Source organism: Longimonas halophila (assembly GCF_002554705.1).
Lineage (GTDB): Bacteria > Bacteroidota > Rhodothermia > Rhodothermales > Salinibacteraceae > Longimonas > Longimonas halophila.
This window is the reverse complement of sequence record NZ_PDEP01000022.1, coordinates 1-20,984: the sequence shown is the minus strand read 5'-3', so window position 1 is coordinate 20,984 and position 20,984 is coordinate 1. Positions and strand designations below refer to the sequence as shown.

General features: G+C 59.9%; 10 protein-coding genes and 1 pseudogene. 1 reads left to right on the top strand and 10 read right to left on the bottom strand.

Features of this window, described 5'->3' with window-relative positions; all coding sequences use genetic code 11:
• The 4 genes from CRI93_RS14745 to CRI93_RS14730 all read right to left on the bottom strand — a co-directional run.
• Positions 1–2,446: LamG-like jellyroll fold domain-containing protein (locus CRI93_RS14745; protein WP_217992560.1), on the bottom strand; the 2,446-nt coding region annotated here is incomplete at its 3' end.
• A gap of 213 nt (positions 2,447–2,659) precedes the next feature.
• Positions 2,660–2,929, bottom strand: coding sequence for a hypothetical protein (locus tag CRI93_RS14740; RefSeq protein ID WP_141491738.1), 270 nt, complete (start codon positions 2,927–2,929; stop codon positions 2,660–2,662).
• A 160-nt stretch (positions 2,930–3,089) separates the two neighbouring features.
• The gene (locus CRI93_RS14735; protein ID WP_098063447.1) at positions 3,090–7,124 is read right to left on the bottom strand and encodes a hybrid sensor histidine kinase/response regulator transcription factor; all 4,035 of its coding nucleotides are present in this window, start codon (positions 7,122–7,124) and stop codon (positions 3,090–3,092) included.
• 97 nt (positions 7,125–7,221) lie between these two features.
• Positions 7,222–9,522, bottom strand: a complete 2,301-nt coding sequence (locus tag CRI93_RS14730; protein WP_098063446.1) for an amino acid permease — start codon at positions 9,520–9,522, stop codon at positions 7,222–7,224.
• A 516-nt stretch (positions 9,523–10,038) separates the two neighbouring features.
• Between CRI93_RS14730 and CRI93_RS14725 the strand changes: the two genes are divergently transcribed.
• Entirely contained in the window at positions 10,039–13,260 is a 3,222-nt protein-coding gene (locus CRI93_RS14725) for a TonB-dependent receptor (RefSeq protein ID WP_176521894.1), read from the top strand.
• A gap of 107 nt (positions 13,261–13,367) precedes the next feature.
• On the opposite strand, the gene CRI93_RS14720 is transcribed toward CRI93_RS14725, so the two are convergent.
• The 6 genes and pseudogenes from CRI93_RS14720 to CRI93_RS15420 form a co-directional block, all read right to left on the bottom strand.
• On the bottom strand, positions 13,368–13,748 hold the full coding sequence (locus CRI93_RS14720; RefSeq protein ID WP_098063444.1) for a HEPN domain-containing protein: 381 nt from the start codon (positions 13,746–13,748) through the stop codon (positions 13,368–13,370).
• Positions 13,745–14,083 carry a nucleotidyltransferase domain-containing protein gene (locus CRI93_RS14715; RefSeq protein WP_098063443.1) on the bottom strand — a complete coding sequence of 113 codons (339 nt, stop codon included), beginning with the start codon at positions 14,081–14,083 and terminating at the stop codon, positions 13,745–13,747. The genes CRI93_RS14720 and CRI93_RS14715 overlap by 4 nt, the downstream gene beginning before the upstream one ends.
• 336 nt (positions 14,084–14,419) lie before the next feature.
• Positions 14,420–15,022, bottom strand: a complete 603-nt coding sequence (locus CRI93_RS15540) for a T9SS type A sorting domain-containing protein (RefSeq protein WP_245850574.1) — start codon at positions 15,020–15,022, stop codon at positions 14,420–14,422.
• Positions 15,023–15,796: 774 nt separating this feature from the next.
• A pseudogene (locus CRI93_RS15720) lies at positions 15,797–16,843 on the bottom strand (S8 family serine peptidase); the annotation flags it as partial.
• Positions 16,844–17,130: 287 nt separating this feature from the next.
• Positions 17,131–18,171: a TolB family protein gene (locus tag CRI93_RS14705; RefSeq protein WP_141491737.1), complete on the bottom strand. Its 1,041-nt coding sequence runs from the start codon at positions 18,169–18,171 to the stop codon at positions 17,131–17,133.
• Between the two features lie 395 nt (positions 18,172–18,566).
• The gene (locus CRI93_RS15420; RefSeq protein WP_176521892.1) at positions 18,567–19,541 is read right to left on the bottom strand and encodes a T9SS type A sorting domain-containing protein; all 975 of its coding nucleotides are present in this window, start codon (positions 19,539–19,541) and stop codon (positions 18,567–18,569) included.
• Between the last annotated feature and the right edge of the window lie 1,443 nt (positions 19,542–20,984).

The window sequence follows — 20,984 nt, the reverse complement described above, 5'->3', positions numbered from 1 at the left end:
GCCGCACCTCGTCGATCTGTCCGGCAAGGAAGTCGCTTGGCGTGCTCGTGTCCCACTCCTGCCCGATCGAGAACCGCCCGCCGCTCACCGGGCGAACGCTCGTGGTAAAGGTGGCCTGCTCGGTGCCATTCACGTAGAGGGTGCCGCTGTCATCCGCCTGGATCACGACAGCTACGTGGTGCCACTGCTCCGGCGCGAACGTGTCGCTGCTGGACTGAAAGGTGATGTCGGGGTCGTAGTACTGAAACTGCCCGCTGTCGTAGAAGAGGATGTTCTTGTTGTCCTCAACGGCCCCGTTAAACGCAAGCACGGCGGGCCGGTCGGTGGTGCTGCCCAGCCGTACCCAGGCCTCGATGGTGAAGGCCTCGGCATCAGCCATCACCTCCGATGCGGTGTCGGCAGCAACGTAGTCGCCGTCCCCGTCCAGCGCCAGGGCCTGCCCACTGCCGTAGGGGGCCGGCAGCGACACCCACTCGGCGGCACTGCGCTCCGGGTCGGTCAGGTCGCTGGTGCTTGCTGGGACGGTGTATCCGTCCTGCAGGCTGGCCGTGGCGGGGAGCGTCTCTTCGGGTGCGCTCGGGCGCTCAACCTCCACCGTGAGCGCGGCCTCGCCGTCGCCGGGGACCGAACCAATGGTCCAGGTGCCGCCGCTGAGCGTGCCAGCTCCGCCGGTCTTTGTGAGCGTCAACCCAGCCGGGGAGTCCAGGTCCACCGCAACGCCCGTGGGGGCGGCATTGCCCCGGTTCGCGAGACGAAACGTGAGACTCGTGGGGGCGTCGCCCGACACCGCCGTCGGCGTGGCCGTGAGACGCAGGTCGACGGCGTCGATGGCCGCTTCGTAGGCCCCGAGCGTCACGGTCGCGGTCCCATCGCCATCGCCGTCCTGGATGCGGGCGTCGCCCCGGAGATCGGTGGTCACCGTTTCGGCGGCCCCACCGGGCTCGAACGGGACATTGGTCCCCGCATCAACCGCCGGAAATCCTGCACGCACCTGTAGCCCGTCATCGGCGGTGCCGAAGATCCCATCGGGCCCGGCAGGAGCACTCGCATCCACAAAAAGCGGATTCACGTCGAGGTTATTCCCGCCGTCAGTGGTCGAGGAGCCGTTATTCTCACTGATACCGTCGAGCCCCCCCTCGATCAGCGTATGCTCGAAGGTCGGCGTGGCAGCAACGTTGTAAAGCTCGCCACCGCTGCCGGCGGTGTTGCCCCACAAGATCGTATTTATGATCTGCGGGCTGCTTGTGCCGGGGCGGAAGCCGGCAGTGGCGTCGAAGTCACGGCCGTCGCTGTAGATCGCACCGCCCTCACCCGAGGTGTTGCCCGTGAAGGTAGAACCTATGATTTGCGGGCTGCTTGTGCCACCGCGGCCCGAGTTGAGGATTGCCCCACCTTTATCTGTGGCGGTGTTCCCGAAGAAGATCGAGCTCACGATCTGCGGCTTGCATGTCCCGATATAGCTCTCGTTGTACATCGCGCCGCCGTTTTCCGCGGTATTCTCGATAAATATGGAACGAATGATCTGCGGATTGCTGACCCCACCATCGACCCCAACGTTAAAAAAGACGCCGCCAGTGAAGTTAGCAGCATTGTTAAAAAAAGTGGTACCTATAATCTTTGGGCTGCTTGTGCCACCGCCATCAGCATCGTTATAGATTGCGGCACCAGTATCGGCAGTATTGTTGATGAAGGTGGAGTTTATGATGTGCGGACTGCTCTCCCCACCACTGCCCCAATTATAGATCGCAGCAGCGCTTCCGGCGCTGTTTTCAATGAACGTGACAGCAGTGAGGGTGGGGCTGCACACGTTTGAGCTCCCGACTCCGTCGCAGAAGAGCCCTCCCCCTGAGAAGTTTCCACCGCTCCCATCGGCATTGCCCTTGGTGACGGTCACTCCATCCAACACCGTATCCGTAGTTATATTCGGGGCCACGTCTGCGCCGATGCCATTCCCTCCATCGAAAACGAGCACGTGATAGCTATTGCTCGCGAGCGTGCCGTCGCCATCAATGTCGCCGCTGAGAATTGTCTCATTGGCGTCCGGGTCGCGCTGCTCCCGCGCCGACTCGCCTCCGGCAAACCCGCCGTAGATCGCCAGACCATTCTGGTTGCCCGTCACGGTAAAGCTGGCGGTGCGGTCGTCGTTGGTGACTCCGGTGCCTTCGTCAGGGTAGTAGGTGCCCGCCGCCATCCAGATCTCGTCTGTGCCGGTGGCGCTTGCCAGAGCGTCTTGCAGGGTGGTGTAGGCGTCGGTCCACGAAGAGCCATCATCGTTGCCCGGGGCGGCGGCATCCACATAGATGATGTTGCCCGACTGCGCCTGCGCGGCGGGTGGACCGATGAGCAGCGCGCAGAGCACCACTCCCATGAGCACGCAGGCGCGCAGCGGGCCGACCTGTGTCGTAAAGAAATGAATCAGGGTGCGATGGTGCGTATCGGTACGCATGGCAAATTGGGGGGTAGATCACATGTTCAGCCGAAGCGCCCCGCCGAGCGGGACGCATGTGGTTCTATCTTACCCAATTGACCCGTTCATTCCGTTATCTGAGCGTGTCAATCTGTTGCCTGAGCGTGTCAAACGCGTGTCATACCGGTGATACACCGGCGACACAGGGCCGTTTGTGGACGCTACGCAGGGGTTTTGGAGCGGCCTCCGTATTCAGGGGGATGCGTCGGGCGCTGCATCCCCCGAAGCATCTACATCTCCCGAATCTGTCGTCTCTGGACCGGAAGCCGCCTGCTCATTTGAGGTGCGCAGCGTGGCCTGCAAGATGCTTAGCTCCAGGCGCGTACGTTGCGAAAGCATGCGCGGCGTTGGGGCGGACGAGCCTGATTCGCCCAAGACATCGCCGTCATCGTTTTTGTTGTTGGTACGACTCGGGTCCGACGAGTCCGCAGGCAAATCAGAGGAGGGGGCATCATCAGACATAGGCAGGGCACCGACCTGGCGGCGAGGCTGTTGGGCAGAACGCAACACCCACAGCATACCGCACCAGGGCCTCCGATGCGTTATCTGAGCGTGTCAATCTGTTGCCTGAGCATGTCAGATGACGTGCTAACACGCCGATGCGAAGACCACCAGGTTCTCGCTACGCGTCCTGCGGTACGTTGGGCCGGATCGTGGACGGCGGCACGCCGAAGTGGTCCTGGAAGCGACTGCTGAAGTGCGATACCGTTTTGAATCCGACCCCATACGCCACCTCGCTCACATTGCCCTCGCCCTGTGCCAAGAGCCGATGGGCTTCCGTCAGCCGCACCTGCCAGATCAGGTCGCTGGGCGAGTGCTCGGTCGCCTCGCGCAGGCGGCGGTAGAGCGTTGACCGGCTCATGGGCAGTCCATCGGCAATGTCTTGCACGCTCAGGTCGGGGTCAGCCAGGTGATCATGGATGACTTCGCGTACGTCGCGGAGCACCGGCGGGGTGTCGTCGGGCGACGCCGGCGCGGCGGGCGGGTCGGCTTGAAACCGCTCGCGCAGCCGCATACGCTGAGCCAGCAGGGTCCGAATACGGGCGCGCAGCTCGCGTGGACGAAACGGCTTGGTGAGGTAGTCGTCGGCCCCGGCGTCGAGGCCGCCAATCTTGTCGTCGAGCTCGGCGCGGGCCGTGAGCAGTACCACCGGAATGAAGTCGGTGGCCGGATCGTCGCGCAGGGTCCGCAGCATGGCCACGCCGTCCATCGTCGGCATCATCACGTCCGATACGATGCAGTCGGGCGTGTGCGTGCGGGCTTGCTCAAGCCCCGCCTGGCCGTCGCTGGCTTCGATGATGTGGTAGCGGGTCGCCAGGTGCCGCCGCACATACGCGCGGATGTCGGCATTATCATCGACAATGAGTACGGTGGGATGCGTAGCGTCGTCCTTCGCATCAACATCGGTCGCAGCCTCCGCAGGCGACGTAATCTGAGGCAGAGCCGCGGCATTCGGGCGCGGAAGGCCATCGCCTATTTCATGAGCGGTCTCATCCCCCACAACTGCTTCGTCGAGGAGCGCGCCCACGTGGCGCGGCCACGCAATGGTGAAGGTCGTGCCTTCGCCCTCAGCGCTCTCGACCGACACCGTGCCGCCGTGCTGCTCGGTAAGCGCCTTGACCAGGGCCAGCCCGATGCCTGTGCCTCCAGCGTCCGAGCGATGGGTCTGCACGAACCGCTCGAAGATGGCGTCGTGATCTTCGGGCGGAATGCCCGGCCCGGTATCCGCTACCTGAATGCAGGCGGTTTCATCGCGCTCGTCGTGCACCGTTGCGGTGAGCGTGATGGTGCCCTCGGCGGGCGTAAACTTGAATGCATTCGAGAGCAGGTTCACAACGACCGTCTCCAGATGCTCAGGATCACCCGGAACAGTACCGATGTTGCCCGGCAGGCGGCGGTTGAACGTGATGCCGTGCTGCGCCGCCAGCGGCTCAAAGGCGGCGGCCACGCGCTCCAGAAATGGCGTAAGATCTATCGGCTGCACGCGCAGGGTCAGCGACTGCGACTCCAGCCGGGCGATGTCGAGGAGCTGATTCACCAGGCGCAGCACGCGGCGGTTCTGCAGCAGCACCTGCTTCAGGTCGGCCTGCAGCGCATCTGCAAGATCGGCATTGTCGGCCTCGGTCCAGTCTTTGAGCAGGCCCAGCGCCACCGTAAGCGGCGTGCGAAACTCGTGGCTTACGTTGGCGAAAAGGCGGCTCTTGGCCTGGTCGAGCTCTTTAAGCTGCTCGGCCTGCGTGGCGAGCTGGGCATTCTTCTCCTGAATAGCTTCGGTCCGCGCATCGATGATGCGCTTTAGCGTCCGCTGCCGCCGACGCAGGTGGCGCGTGCGCAGCTGCACGGCCCCTGCCACAAGCCCGCCGCCCATGAGCGCGTACAGCACATAAGCCCACCACGTCCGATACCACGGCGGACGCACCGTGAAGGCATAGTGCGCGGCCTGCGTGGTGTCTCCGTACGCGGTACGGGCACGCACGGCAAACGTGTAGTCGCCCGGAGACAGATTCGGCATCTCGCGCGTGGTGCGGGCCGTCCAGTCCGACCAGCCCGCCTCACGCCCAATGAGGCGATGCTGGTACGCCACCGCCTCCAGATCGGCCAGCGAGGGCGTTCCATACGCAATGCGCAGTCCGTTGTCGGCAAAATCCAGCGCGGGTGCGTGCCCGGTGGTTAGCAATGAATCGGACGCAAGCAGCTTCGCCTGGTGGATACGCACGGGCGGCGGCGCAGGCGGCGCCGGATGATCCGGTGTAAAGCGCACCAGCCCGTCTTCCATGCCAAGCCAGAGCACCGATCCGCGCTTCTCAGTCAGAATGGTATTGGATGCGCGGCCCTGGAGCCGATGCAGCACGCCAGGTGCCCACGACCAGGTGCTTTCTGTCTGTACCCAGCGGCCTGGCCCGGTGTCGGTGCGGCCCCAGGTGCGGCCCTGCGCATCCTCCTGAAGGCGCACATACGATTTCCCGGCTTCCAGCGACGAAGGCATCTCAACCCGCGTCAGCGGATCAAAGCGCGGCGTTCGGCCCTCAGAAAAGTCCATCAGACCGGTGCTGGTCCCAAACACGATGCGCCCGTTCCACCGATGCGGCTCTATGCGATCAGGCGGCAAGCCGTCATCGGGGCCGAAGTGGTCGACGCGCACAGTGTCTTCTGCATCAAAGCGGATACGGTACACGCCGTCGAAGGTCGTGCCTACCCACAGCGTACCGTCGTCGGCCTCGGCCACGGTGCGGGCTTCGGTGTTCAGGTTAGGGACGTACGGCGCTACCGTCCAGCGCGAGCGGGCCGGGGCGGCCTCGCCCTCATACGTCAGCGGGCGCACACCGCGTCCGGTCGCGGCATAGACGCGCGAAGAATCGACGGCCGAGCGGTGCAGGCTGTAGACGTGATCGGCATCAAAGAGACGCTCGATCTGCCCATTGGGACCGCGCACATCCCCCCCCGCACTGCTGCCTATGAGTAGGTCATTTTCCACAGACAGCAGCGACCAGCTCTGCAAGTAGGACGCGACGGATTCAAACGTCGGCGTTGCATCCGTTGACGGCTGCATACGAACCACATCGCGCTCGGTAGACAGGAAGAGCGTGTCGCGGTGCCGCACGATGTCGCCCACATCGCCCGCAATCCCCAGCGTGTCAGGGTACGTTGTGTATGGAGCGCGCACGTCGTATCGGATCAGACCGCCATCAAGGATCGCCCACAACCCGCCTTCGCGGTCGGTATACAGATTGAGAGCAGGCTGCTCTCGCGTATCAACATGCTGGCGGATGGAGCCGTCGGGGTTTAACAGAAAGACACCCCGGTCTAACGTGCAGATAACGACGGATTCGTCTGGCCCCCGAATAGCTGTAAACACCAGCGTATTGCGCAGAGGCGCATCGAACGCCGTTTCAAAGCGCGCAAAGCGATCTCCGTCACGCACGAACAGGCCCGACTGCGTGCCCACCAGGAGCCCGCCGTTGCCGTGGGGGAGCACGAAGCGCACCTGCCGATCGGCAAACATGTCGCCGCCTGGCACGAGGTGGAGCGAGTCATTGCGCATTGCCATAAGCCCCTGTTCCTCGACGTGGGCGTACAGCGTATCGCGGACTACATCGGCGTACTGCAGACGGGTGTCGGGCGCCCACGACTGCATCGTCTGTGTGCGGGGCTCCCACCGGAAGAGACGGCGGAATGCCTGAAAGTAGACGCCTTCTGAGGTCACTTGCGTCTGCCAAACATCTGTAAACGACCGGTGCTCGGGCGGCACATGGTCGAGCAATGAGACGTAGCGCAACTGCCCCTGCGCATTGCGCTCCATATAGCCGAAGTCCCGCTGCGCCCCCACAAAAATGCGCCCCTCGTCGTCGGCAGCCACGGAGCGCGCAATGCTCCGGTTGGCCGTGGGAATGGTGCGCCAGGCGGTGCCGTCGTAGGTGAGGACGCCCTCGGTATTCGCCACGTAGAACACACCGCTGGAGTCCTGGGCCGCTCCCCAGTTTTGCGCATGAGCGCCGTATGTGTCGGGACCGATGTACTGGCGTGCTACCGCGCCGGCCTCTTGCGAGGAGGTAATCTGTTGGGCCTGCACGGGCTTCCCGCCCAGGCCAAGCAGTCCCCAAAGGCCAATTATCCAAATGAATGCACGAAATGGGGGCAGAGGCACAGCAAATGCCATACGTACAGGAAGAAAACACGAGGCCGACGAACGGTACCCCAACAACGTAACCGACGCATGCGGCAAGTGCCAGCGCAGACGGTGCGGCCCCTCGCTGCTACGCCAGTGCGCTTTCGCGGCCCGAGTCGCGCACGAACAGGCACGACGTACCGGTGATCTCCACCAGGCGCCGCATGGCTTCGGGGTCGGCGGTGCGGGCGATGCCGAAGATGTTGAGGTCTACTTCAGGCGCCTTTTCCACCTTATCAAAGAAATCGCCCTGCATCACAAACGACTCGGTGTCGGCAGGCAGACGGGCATCTTCAATGAGGCGCTCATGGAAGTGCCGTGCGTTCGGCATCTCGTCGGTGTCGGAGCAGATGGTCACCAGACGCAGCGTGCAGTTCCAGTCGTGGCGGATCTGCAGGGCCAGCAGCAAGGGCAGGTCCAGGTTCGGCATCCGCATGCCAAGCGACCACTCGGGACTCTGGTCGGTGACCCATACGTTCACGCGGCGCTCCTGACTAAGGGCGGCTTCGGGATGCTCGTAGAGCAGCGCTGTGCCCAGGGCGTGCCGTTCGGCAATGTCAACGAAGCCCTGAATGGCATTGGCATCGTGGCGGTGGGCCAGCCCGAACAAGATGTTGGGGCGAAATGCCGTGCCCCGCAGCACCGAGGCACTCATCTCCACCCCCTCCAAAAAGGTGGGCGCTTTGATAAGCGACGAGGTGGCCAGCAGCTCTTCGTTGCGAAAGGTGCGCGTGACTTCCTCCAGGCGGTTCAGTTCATTCGAGGAGGGCGCGGTCTGCTCGGTGCACTGCACCCCAATGATGCGGAGCGAGCCCTTCGGTTCGGCCAGGGTGCGCAGGAAGCGAAACGCCCCGTCGAGTTCGGGCCGCGACGTGACGGGCACGAGCAGGTCGGGCTTCCAGGCACGTTCGTTGGGCTCGTCGAGCGTGCGGGCTACGTGCTTCGAGGCCCAGTTGGCCAGCGACACGAAGATGCCACTGCGCACCGTCTGCCACGGCGTGGTCAGTTGGCGGCGCACCAGGTAGGCATACAGCGCCACGATAATCAGCAGCGCCACGAGGGCAAAGACCGCGTTCACCACGAAGAGCGCGAGCGTAGAGGCTGCCACCCCCACGATGGGCACGGCACGCGGAATCTGAAACGTAGGCCGAAACGACAGCAAACCCAGGCTCTGCTCGATCGCCACAACCGCGTTGATCATCACGTAGATCCCGAGGAAGAACATCGTGATGAGGATCGCTACGTTGTCCAGTCCCCCCAAGAGCAGGGCCCCCGCCACCAGCGCGCCGGTGGCAATGGTGGCGTTACGCGGCTCGCCGCTGTCGGTAAGCGCCCCCAGCCAGCGGTGCTTGGGCGTAATCTTCTGCTCCGCCAGCGCCTGCAGCACGCGCGGGGCGGCCACCATCGTGCTAATGGTGGCGGTAAAGGTGGAGGCGAGCAGTCCAGCCAGCACCAGTTCGCCCACGGCAGCGCGTTCCAGCACAATCAGGCGTTCGGCGCGCAGCGTTTCAGGGTCGGCCACTACGCTGTACCACACGGCCATACCCACGTAGACCACAAACGCAGTGCCCACAGCAGCCAGCGTGCCCCGTGGAATGCTCTTGCGCGGCGATTCGAGCGCGCCAGACATGCTCGCGCCCACTTTGATGCCCGTAGCGCCTGGAAAGAAGATCGCAAAGAGCACCCAGAACGACACATCCTCGAACGAGCCCCAGAGCTGCGGGGTGTGCAGCGTCGCGTTGCCACCGAACTGCGTAACGCCCAGCGCAATGGAGCCCATCGACACCAGGATGATAATCATGACTACGCCCTGCACCTTGAAGGCGATTTTTGAGGATGCGACCGCAATGCCAAACGTGATGACAAACAGGCTGTACGCCACCAGCCACGGCGAGTGCTCAGGGAAAAGGTAGAGCCAGCCCTCGGTGAATCCGTAGATGTAGAGCGCCCCCGAGAGCGCCTGGCCCAGGTATAGGGGGATGCCGATGCTTCCGCCCGTTTCCAGGCCCAGCGACTTGGAGATAACGGAGAAGACGCCCCCAGCGCCAATGTGGATGTTCGTCGTAATCGACGAGAGCGAGAGCGCCGACGTCCCCGTGATGATGAACATCCCCACGATGATCAGCAGCGTGCCCAGCAGGCCCGCCTGCCCCACCACCCAGCCCTCGCGGACGTACATCATCAGCCCCAGAATGGTCATCACGGTAGGGCGATACACCCCCGCAAACGTGCCCAGTCCCGGAGTCGCGTTCTCTGACGCGTCCTCCGCTACGCTGCCAGACGTCGCATCAGAGGCATCTGATGGGGACGCGACGTCTGCTGATGCCGAGTTCGTCGCCGAACTGCTGGGCTCGGGCGATGTGGACGAAGCCGTTGAAGAATCCGTCATGGAGCAAAGACCAAAAACGAGAAGAAGCAGCGGCAGCGAGGAGCCGCAATAGATACACTAAGCATACGAACAAGCCGCCCCCAGATTCCACCGGGCCGGGACTCTATCATGTGGAGCGCCCATTCAACGTTTGCTTTCATCGGTTCCTGCATCGTGCCCGTGTCGCTTTTATGCGGTTTCGAAACCAAGATTGTACGTAGCCTTCAACGCGTCTTGGCATTGGATGACTACCAGAAACGCCTCTGTAGTGCAGGGCAGCCCGGCGAAACGTAGCCAAAAGATGGCTAATGGCTCACCAGATTCTCACAACGAGGCGCCACCAACAACCCTGTTACACAATGATAATAATTTGATAGCGCGTAGATAACATACGAAGCGGATTAGCTGGGGTGTACCGTGTATCTTGCAAAGTCGAACAGTGCACAGTATTGCACTCCTGTTTCTCTCTCCCCACCCCATGTGTCTATGTCGCTACCGATACGTCTTTGTCGATTTTTATGTGTTGCACTTCTCATTTTGGCCGCCAGCAGCTCCGGCGCGTGGGCGCAGGGCGTAACCACCGCCACCATCCGCGGATTCGTAACTGATGCCAGCGGCGAACCGCTCCCGGGGGCGAATGTCGTCGCGGTCCACGAGCCCAGCGGCACCGAGTACGGCGTGTCGACGCGTAGCTCGGGTACGTATACCATTCAGAATGCCCGCGTGGGCGGGCCCTACACCGTAACGGCCTCATTTGTGGGATTTGCCCCGCAGACGGAAGAGGGCATCACGCTTAACCTGGGCGAAACCTTCCAACTCAACTTTGAGCTTACCGAGCAAGATATTGCGCTCGACGAGCTAACCATTACCGCCGACAGCGATGACGTCATGAACAGCGAGCGCACGGGCGCCGTCACCTCGGTCGACCCGGCGCAGGTGGCGCGGCTCCCCTCCATCGACCGTTCTACGCGCGACCTCATCCGTACCGACCCGCGTAACGACGGCAACCTCAGCTTTGGCGGCCGCAACTGGCTCTTCAACAACCTCTCCGTCGACGGCTCCTACTTCAACAATCCGTACGGGCTCGACGACCCGTCGCCCGGAGGCCAGGCCAACGCCGAGCCGATCCCCTTCGAATCCGTTGAGCAGGTGCAGGTCTCCGTCGCCCCGTTCGATGTACGTCAGGGCGGATTCACAGGCGCGAACGTGAACACCGTGACCAAGAGCGGCTCCAACGAGTTCTCGGGCTCGCTCTACACCTTCTACCGCGATGAGAACTTCCAGGGCAACACGGTAAGCGGCAACGAGGTCATCGCCAACCCGGACCTTACCTTCAACCAGACCGGCTTTACTGCAAGCGGGCCGATTGTTGAAGATAAGCTCTTCTTCTTCGTCAACGGTGAGATTTCGCGCCGCGAAGATCCCGGCACCGATTTCGTGGCCGACACCGACGGCACCGTAGGACCTGGCGAGTCGCGTGTGCGCGAAGGCGTGATGGAAGACATCCGCCAGCGCATGATCGACGTCTACGACTACAACCCGGGGCGCTTTCAGGACTACCTCCACGCCACCGACAACGACAAGCTGCTGCTGAAGCTGAACTGGAATATCAGTACCAATCATGACCTCAGCCTCCGCTACAACTACCTGGACGCCCGCCGCGACCTTGGGCCCAACCCGGTGGCCATCTCGTTTAACGGCACCGGACGTGGGCCAAACGAGCAGAGTCTGCCATTTGAGAATGCAGGCTACCGCATCAACAACCAGCTCAATTCCTTTGCGCTGGAGCTCAACAGTCGGGGGGATGCGTGGTCGAATCGCTTCTTTTCGAGCTATAACCGATTCCGCGACTTCCGCGAGCCGTTCAGCACGCCGTTCCCGACGATTGAGATCGGGCAAGATGGCACGACCTACACCACGGTGGGCCACGAGCCGTTTTCGATCAACAACATCCTGGATCAGGATGTGCTGCAGGTCACGAATAACTTCAGCTACTTCGCCGGGCGGCACGTGCTCACCGGCGGGGCGAACTTCGAGCTGTTCTCCTTCTTCAACTCGTTCAATCTGTTCCGCCACGGGCAATTCGGCTTTCTGGAGCTGCCCAACACGTTCCCTTCAGTCGACAATTTTTTCGACGAGACTGATCCGAGCGATCCGGCAGACCTGCGCGGCCTCATCACGCCCGAGTCAGTCCCATTCAAGGGCGAGTTTATTGATGTGGGGCAGCTTGCGTTCTACGTGCAAGACGAATACGCGCCCGGTCCACGCCTGAACCTGACGTTCGGGCTGCGCGTGGACTTCCCGCTCTACTTCACGGATCCGGTCGACAATCCATTCTCGCGTGGCCTTACCGCCCTGGATGAGAACGACAATCCCACCACGGTTGACCAGAGCCAGTTGCCGGACGTGACGCCGCTGTGGTCGCCACGCATTGGCTTCAACTGGGATGTGTTTGGCGATCGCACCACGCAGGTACGCGGCGGCACGGGCATCTTTACGGGGCGCATCCCCTTTGTGTGGATTGGCAACGTGATCTCGAATCCAGGCGCTAACCCGAACCTCTTCAGCCCCATTCCAGGCGTGGGCCTCTCCGAAGACGAGATTCCCGAGGACCACTTCACGCAAGACGGCGCGGTGCTACAGCAGTCGTTCGACCTGAATGGAGTCGTCAGCGACTTCAAGTGGCCGCAGGTGTGGACGACCAACATTGGCATTGACCAGCGTTTGCCTGGTGGATTCATCGCGACGATCGAAGGCATCTACGGCAACGACCGCAACGCCATTGTGATGCGCAACTTTGATCTGGGCACCCCCTCGCGCTTCCTCCAGCAAGACGGTCGCCCGTACTTCGGGGCCGCAGAAGGCGAAAACGAGCTCAATCCCGACGGCGCAGGCATCTACACCCTCGACAACACCAACGAGGGCTACAACCTGAACGTGACGGCTGAGCTCAAGAAAGAGTTTGCGTCCGGGCTGTACACGAGCGTGGCCTACAGCTACACCCGAGCCGAGAGTCAGCTGAAGACGACAGAAATCGCCAGTGCGCTGTGGCAGGAGCTGCCGGTGCAGGGCGATCCGAACGACCCGAACCTGGCCAACTCCGAGTTTGGCATCCGCCACCGCATTAGCGGCTCGGCGAATTACCGCCACGTGTGGGGCAGCCGCGACCGGTTTGCCACGACCATCGGCGCGTTCTTCTCCGTGGCCGAGGGCAATCAGTTCACCGTAGGCGGCGGCAACCGCTACTCGTACATCTACTCGGGCGATGTGAACGGCGACGGCTCCGGCTCCAACGACCTCATCTACATCCCGGAGAGCCCGGACGAGATCACCCTGGCCGATCCGAGCCAGTGGGATGCGCTGGATGCGTTCATTGAGCAAGATGACTACCTCAGCGAGAATCGCGGACAGATCGCCGAGCGGTTTGGCGCAGTCAATCCTTGGTTTGCGAACCTGGACCTGCGCATCATGCAAGATGTAGCGTTTGAAGTGGGCGGGGCCCCGCAGCGTTTTCAGCTGAGCCTTGACATTCTGAACGTGCCCAACCTGCTGAACTCGGACTGGGGCGTGCGCAAGGTGGCCCGCGCCTCGGCCACCTCGCCGTTGGAAGTTGCAACCGATGCCGATGACAATCCCATATTCGACAGCGACGGAGATCCCGTGCTCAACTTCGTAGGCCCCGAGTCCACCTACACCGACGACCCGAACCTGCTGTCGCGCTGGCGCATGCAGCTCGGCATCAAGTACATCTTCAACTGATGTCGTACGCTGAGCATCACACAACGCAAAAAACCACGCCCCGCAGTGCTTCGTGCGCTGTGGGGCGTGTATGGTTAGGGTGTCCTCGATACGTGAGAGGATCTGCGTCAGAGCATGTCGGCAATCACTTCGACAAACTGCTCTACATCGCTGAGCAGGTCTATAGCGGCACCTGTGTCAAAAACGGCAAATGCGTTGTAGTCGGCTCGATTACGCATGTCCTCGGCTACTGCGAGCGTACGTCCATGCTTCCGTTCAACTTGATCCGTACGCACAAAATGATAACTGAACCGTGCTTTCACACCCGAATGTGAGGCCGGGGCTTCATCTTTGGTAAGAAGAGCTGCCCGCGCAGCATCGAAAGCAGCATAGTAGATACGATTGACAGCGGCTTCTGAGCGGCTATGATCCAGCAACAAGCGTGCATCCTCAATCGCCTGGCGTGCCTTACGCATCAGGGCTTGGGTTTCGTCATCGGGAGCAGTCACAGTGTGATGCCTTCTTCGTGGAGCGTGCGGATGAGTGCGTGTTGCGTGTTGGCAAACTCCTTAGTGCTAAGATGCAGCATAGAAAGCGCAACGCCGTAGCGAATGGCCATGTTCACCACAAGGTCGCTGGTACGCTGTGACTCGGCATATGCGTCGACGGGAGGCATGAGCACAATGGCCAGGTCGATGTCACTGTCTGCATGGGCGTCGCCCCGCGCCTGGGAGCCGAACACGACGATACGCTTCAAACGATCGCCATACAGATTATGCAGCGCGGTGCGTGCTTCACGCAGCACCGTGCGGACCGTGGGGTTGGAGGGCAAAGCAGCAGGCATGCACTGTGTCGGAGTATAGGGCGACTGTGCTTTTGAGTTATTTACGCAGGTGTAGCCTGGTTTGGTGCAGAAAGATGGATAGACGCCCAATATGCATCACTAAGGCGGGTCATTTGGGCAGGTGAATAACAGCGTCACGGCGCACCGGGCGCATGGATGAGCGATGTAAGCTCCGGCCCCATGAGGGTAAGCACCTGAGTCTGCTGCTCACCGAGCGGAGCATCCCGCTCTTCCTGCCACCTCGTTACACGTAAAGCGGGATACGCACGTTGCCATGCGCATCCCGCTTCGGTGTGTGGAGCCGGGTCGTTTCTGTGTGGAGGATGTTCGGCCCGCCTACCGCACCACGCTAATGCGCGTGGTGGTCTGGAACTGCTCCCCCGTCATGCGCAGGAAATACGTCCCGCTGCTCAGGCCCTCTGTACCCGGTTGCACGGTGAAACGCTTCACCTCATTCGGTGCCATCGGGCCGTCATAGACGGTCGTAACGCGCCGCCCGAGCACATCGTAGATCTGCACCCGCACGTGCTGACGCTCCTTGACCGCGCCTTCCACGGTCATCTGCGCCCCCGCCGGGTTCGGATAGGCCCGCAGCCGGTACGGATCTTCCAGTGTGATCTCCGCCTCCACCACATCTGACAGGAGCGCCGTCTCGCCGCCTGCGGCCCACTGCAGCCGGAACTGGTGGGGGCCCGGCGCCAGGGCGTCGGTTTCAATCTGGTACGTTGGCGCATCGGTGGAGTCGGCTCGGGTCCTCTCCGCGACCTCGACGGTCTGCAGGTCGCTCCACGCGGCGGTGCTGTCGGCGCGGTGCTGCACGAGGAAGTCACCCTCGCCCATCGAGCCGGTGGTCGTCCACGCCAGTTGGGCCGCCTCGCCCTGAGGCTCGGCTTCAAACGAGCTCACCTGCGAAGCCAGCGCCGAGGGGCAGATGATCATTCCCGGTTCGCAGCCTGAGGCTCCGGGCGACACCGTAACTATCTGGCTCGCTGTTTCGGTCTCGCTTCCTTTGGTAACTGTGACGCGTATCTCGCCGTCTTGGACATAGTTATCGAAGTTTGAGAACGTATGCGAGCAGGAATCGCCTGAGCAGAACTTTTGCGTCCAGTTAGTCGAGCCGGGGGCCTGCACGCCCCAACTGTAGCTGGTCGATCCTTCGCCACCTTCGACGTTGGCCGTCCAGGTACCGGATTGCCCACTGTCTACGTACGTAGGGCCGGAGAGGGTGGCTTCGAGTGGGGGTGGAGGTGGAGGCGGAGGCGAACCGGGTTTTGTAGCTACCGTGTAAGCTACTTGAGCGTCATTCGCACTAGCGGGAAGGCTCGTAGTGTAACAGCGTCCCAATACGTCACAAACTTCTCGATCATATACCCAAGTCGTGATTGTTGCTTCTCCTTCAGACGGATTCACTTCAAAATCGGCATTTGGCATCTGATTGTTTGGGTCCGCTTGCGACCATCCTTTCGTGCCTACAGGACGCAGCCAGATATCGTGTTCGGACCCTTCAGGGAGATCAACGACGAATTCAACCCTGTATCGATCAGCGAAAAATGTTCCTGGAGCAACTTCTCCCCAGATAGGTACGCGGGTTGCTGTAAGCTGAAAGTTTTCTTCTTCCAGCGTAGCAGCCCCATTTGTCGCTATACCTTGAGTAATTGTTCGGTTGTCAACGTATTGCAGGGCAGCTTCGGCATCCAATGCCCCAAATCCCGTTTTGGCATCAAAGCCTGGAGCCTCAATATCCCGCGCCGTACGTCGTAGTACCTGACGAATGTCTTCTGCCGTTAGGTCCTCGTTATACGACTGCAGAAGCGACGATACACCGCCCACTAACCCTGCACTGGCGTTTGTAGTAGTTATTTCTCCATAGCTGCTATCCCCAGTGTTGAGCGTTGTCATTGCATCTTCACCGGGTGCAACCAGATCGAGTGTTGCTCCAGAGGGGCTTGTTGATATACTCGACCCAGAAAATTCAGAGGGATCATCAAACTCGTCAGTACTACCAACTGAGATGGCTCCCTTGTATCGTGATGAAGCAGCGGGTAAACCTGAGCCAATCCCCAAAAAGTCGCCAGAAGGAGCAACAATAAGGTGGTCGTTCTGTGCGGCATTTCCGATTGCACCAAGCATATCCGAAAAAGCCGAATCGACTGTAACGAGATCGCGGACAATTCCGATAATTGATTCCCCGAGGCTTAAAAGAGTTACAGGTACATCCACCCCTAAAATATTCACAGTTTCAGTACCAATCTGAAACTCAAATTCCACATCGGGACTATCCTCAAAGTAAGTAAACGATGCTATCGTTAGGTCGGCCCCATCTTGAATGGACTGCGACAACTGATTAGCGGCTTGCGTTGGGTCGAAGCGAAAGATCTCGAATCCAGACTCCGTTTCTATAATGGCGGGATTATACGACAAGATAGAGGCATTCCAGTTTACGCCTGCAATCCCCTTTTGATTGTTGGTTATAGCTGCTGCCATACCCGCAGTGGCCGTTGCAAAAGGGGGCTGGTCGCTGAATGGTATTGGAGGTTTTGCGGGCGAGTCCACGAACCCTCTTGTCTGAACCTGAGTTTTACTGCCCAGATCTTCGTGGGTGGGGAGTACATTTCCACCTCCAACAATTGCTATGGTCTGATCTGGATCACCCGTTGTAAACGACCAGGCGTCGGGGATATTCGCTGTTTCCAGATAGCCTTGCTGATCAAACAGAGGGTCATTCACAATTTGAGCGTGTGTAGGATTGAGCCCAATCATCAGGAATACAATGATGACGACTGCGTACACGTAGCGTTTAAGGAGATATCTCATTGGTGCTGGTGTGGTTGAGGATCAAAAACGAAACTTCGTGAATGAAGCGAAGCAACCACAGGAACACCCACCATAGAAATGAAGTGCACAACCTGCACAGTCGGTCTCGCTCTGTGGCGGGTCTTCACTGTGATAGATTCCGGATGAGCACACCGGCAGGCCAATGCGTGGGTGCTCATCCGGTTTTTTTGTGTATAGATCAAAGGGTCTGATGAGAGAAATAAGGCTGCGGTCTAATCCGCCGGAAAAACCGGCTCTACGTCTAACGTCTTAAGGTCAACTGTGTACAAGCTACTTACTCGCTGGTAGCCTGTGTAGTAAGCCCGTTCAAAAACTATTTTTTCTTCAGTGGGGTGCCAATCCGCTATTCGATCACTGCCATCCTTTCCTCCCGTAATTTGGCGAAGGTTTGAGCCGTCCGCGTTCATCACATACAGATTTCGTAGTCCTTCGTCTCCACCGTATGCAAATACGATCTGCGTCCCGTCTGGAGACACACGTGGAAGACTAACGTCAGAGTCCGGAAGATCAGTGATCTTCTCTGCACCCGACCCATCCGCATTGGCTACATAGATCTGCCTACGGCGGCCTGGGTCTTCCTCGTTCATGTCCCAGTTGACGTAGACAACACGCTCCCCATCTGGAAACCAGTCCCCCTGCACGCCATAGGGAATGAAAATCTCGGCCTCTGTTCCATCCGGGTTCATCATAGAAAGCCCACGCGGCTCTCCCGCAGAGCGGGTATACAGGATGCGGTCTCCGCTTGGGCTCCACCGGCCCACAATAGTCGCATCCAGATCGGGATTGGGAGAATCGGGCCCGGTCAGGGCAACCAGCGAGTCGCTCTCAAGGTGCAGTTTGTACAGGTGGGAAAACTGCGCACGCGAGTGAAACACGACCCACTCTTCATCGGGACTTACATCAGGCGTTGTTAACCGTCCCGGAGCCACCTGCTCGCGGTTGCCTGTGCTAAGATTCACCTTCCAAAGCTGGTTGAAGCGGCCCGGATTGGCGTCTGTCCCTTCACGGGTATGGAGAAAGAAAAGCTCCTCCCCGTCAGCGGTCCACACAGGAGCCTCGGCATCGAAGTCTTCACTTTCTGGAATATCAGTATCCCAGGGCGGAGTGTCATCGTTCTCCATCAATGAGCAGCCCCCGAACACCGTGAGGCTTACAAGCAGCCCTCCAAAGAAAAGAAGCCTACATCGCAACCAGGCAGACCAGAGCGAGGATGCGGTATATACCACGTCTTGAGTAAAGCGCAAATAAGACATGTCAGGAAGGGAAGCCAACAACGGGGACACGAAGCAAGACGCTGGACCTGCACGAAGCAAGAAGCTCTATGAAAAGATCTGCTCGTGAGGTGAACGTGTATACTGCATTTTGCATTGCATATTCACTATACGCAGTACTGTGGACATTGTAAAATCGCCCCCCCCGGTGGTCACACTAACTTAACATTAGGGGCGCAAGACCCGCCTCACGGCACATCCGGCGCATGAATGAGCGACGTAAGCTCCCGTCCCATGAGTGTGAGCACCTGAGTCTGCTGCTCACCGAGCGGAGCATCCCGCTCTTCCTGCCACCTCGTTACACGTAAAGCGGGATACGCACGTTGCCATGCGCATCCCGCTTCGGATCGTTTCTGTGTGGAGGATGTTCAGCCCGCCTACCGCACGACGCTAATGCGCGTGGTGGTCTGGAACTGCTCGCCCGTCATGCGCAGGAAGTACGTGCCACTGCTCAGACCGTCGGCTCCGGGCTGCACCGTGAAGCGCTTCACCTCGTTGGGTGCCATCGGGCCGTCGTAGACCGTCGTAACGCGCCGCCCGAGCACATCGTAGATCTGCACCCGCACGTGCTGGCGTTCCTTGACCGCACTTTCCACGGTCATCTGCGCGCCCACCGGATTCGGATACGCCCGCAGCCGGTACGGATCTGAAAGCGTGATCTCTGCCTCCACCACATCCGACAGGAGCGCCGTCTCGCCGTCCGCGGCCCACTGCAGCCGGAACTGGTGCGTGCCCGGCGCGAGCGCGTCGGTTTCAAGCTGGTAGGTCGGCGCATCAGTAGAGTCAACCTGCGTCTTCTCCGCGACCTCGACGGTCTGGAGGTCGCTCCACGCGGCGGTGCTATCGGCGCGGTGCTGCACGAGGAAGGCACCCTCGCCCATCGAGCCGGTGGTCGTCCACGCCAGCTGGGCCGCCTCGCCTTGGGGTTCGGCTTCAAACGAGCGGAGATTCGCGAGTTGGGTAGATGGACACTCGATCATCCACGGTTCGCAGCCGGGAGCTCCCGGCGACACCGTAACCCATTGGCTGTCGGTGTCGGTCTCACTGCCTTTGTCGACGGTAACGCGTATCTCAACGTCCTGAACATAGGTACTGAAGTTGGTGAACGTGTAGGAGCACGTTTGGCCAGAGCAGGGTACTCCTGTCCATGAGGTAGCACCGGGCTCACGTACGCTCCAATCGTAGCTGGTCGAGCCCTCGCCGCCTTCAACGTCGGCGGTCCAGGTGCCCTCCTGCCCGCTATTTACGATGCTTGGGCCGGAGAGGGTGACTTCGAGGGGGGGACCGGGAAGGGACTCGCAATTACCGGGCTGTGAGGCATCTCCAAAAGCATATCGAAGCTCATCCAGCATCAAAGTGGCTGCTTCGCTGGTGAAAGCGGCGTGTGAACTCCGCTCACCGACCCCCGTCACGCAGTCAAACGGGGATGAACTGTATGGAGAATCCTTGTCTGTTGAGCTGGATGTAGGGATGAATGTCGGGTCGCTTCTCTGAGAAAATGCCCACCATGTAGGCACATTCGCATCAAACCCGAATGGCATTCCAACAAAATTGACTAGTATTGTGCCTATTGATTTAAAGATATCTAAATCATCGATTGTCACAAATCCAGATTCATCAATACTTAAAGACCTTGGGAAATAAGATCCAGGTTTTCTGTCCAGATTAGTTAATTCGAACTCATCTTGGTCTCTAATATCTCCATTGCTGACAATCTCAAAAGCAAGATTTGTATCAAAGGAAGGCTCCAACCACGTACCGTTACTCCAGGTTACCAGTCTTGGCTCTGCGGGATAGCCAATGCCTCCATTCAGATCACGGATTTCGTTGAACAGTGCCTCTTTCTCTGTGGGAGAGTTATGCTCGGCGTGATCTATGAGAAGTTCTTTTACCGCCTGCGAACTGAGTCGGTCTTTCACCTCCTGAGGAGTATTATCTGCTACTCTACCACTACCGAAAAGAGTCTCCTGTAAATTGAGGTTGATATTACCCCCTCGCTGCGGTGCGTCGTAAGAGAGAAAGAGGGACGTATGATGAGGCGTCCCGTTCTCTTCCATCTTGGCCAGAGCATAGCGAGCAACAACTCCCCCTCGGCTCAGACCGGCAACTGCCGTGGGTTGACTCGTATCCCCTTTTAAGTCGTGAACAAGTTGGAGCGCTCTTCGGAGCACCTCCTCGTGTTGTCGGATCGAAGAGAGAGGATCTTGAAAGGAGATCACCGCGACATCATACCCGTCGTTTCGGGCCTGTAGTGCAAGATCTCCCAGGCGTCCGTAATTGGCATACGGATGCGTGTCATCTGATAGGTCAATCCCTTCTACAATCAGAAGTGGTTTATTGAGAGAGCCCTGTGTCACCTGCGTGGACCGCTGTGTCCATATGCTAACCGCGTCCTCTTCGTCTCTGAAATTGAGGTCAGGAGAAGGGACAAGGGTATAAGCCATCGTGTCTACATCTTGTCCCCATATAGGGTACAGATCGGACACATAATCCAGCGCTTCACCTCCTCCTTCCACCTCAAACGCAAGCGACTTTTCGACAGTCGCATTACCTGAAACAGTTGGAAAGGTCAGTTGCTGCGCATGGTACATGACAAAAGTTGAGTGTCTCTTCAAACGCGAATGATTGCCTACCCATAGGATATTATCCATAGGGCAGATGAGCCGTTGGTCGTTGAAGCAGGCTCAAACAGCGGAAGAGGGCGGCGTCTTGCGGCTCGGGGGTCGTCAGTATCTGTTGCAACCCATCTAACCCGTACCGGAACAGGCTCTTCGCGCGGCGCTCGTGCGCCTTTT

Excerpts from the sequence above, each read along its gene's own strand:
- CRI93_RS14715 (WP_098063443.1), bottom strand. The coding sequence starts at position 14,083 with ATGCCTGCTGCTTTGCCCTCCAACCCCACGGTCCGCACGGTGCTGCGT.
- CRI93_RS15540 (WP_245850574.1), bottom strand. The coding sequence starts at position 15,022 with ATGATCATCTGCCCCTCGGCGCTGGCTTCGCAGGTGAGCTCGTTTGAA.
- CRI93_RS14730 (WP_098063446.1), bottom strand. The coding sequence starts at position 9,522 with ATGACGGATTCTTCAACGGCTTCGTCCACATCGCCCGAGCCCAGCAGT.
- CRI93_RS14735 (WP_098063447.1), bottom strand. The coding sequence starts at position 7,124 with ATGGCATTTGCTGTGCCTCTGCCCCCATTTCGTGCATTCATTTGGATA.
- CRI93_RS15420 (WP_176521892.1), bottom strand. The coding sequence starts at position 19,541 with ATGCTGGATGAGCTTCGATATGCTTTTGGAGATGCCTCACAGCCCGGT.
- CRI93_RS14705 (WP_141491737.1), bottom strand. The coding sequence starts at position 18,171 with ATGTCTTATTTGCGCTTTACTCAAGACGTGGTATATACCGCATCCTCG.
- CRI93_RS14740 (WP_141491738.1), bottom strand. The coding sequence starts at position 2,929 with ATGTCTGATGATGCCCCCTCCTCTGATTTGCCTGCGGACTCGTCGGAC.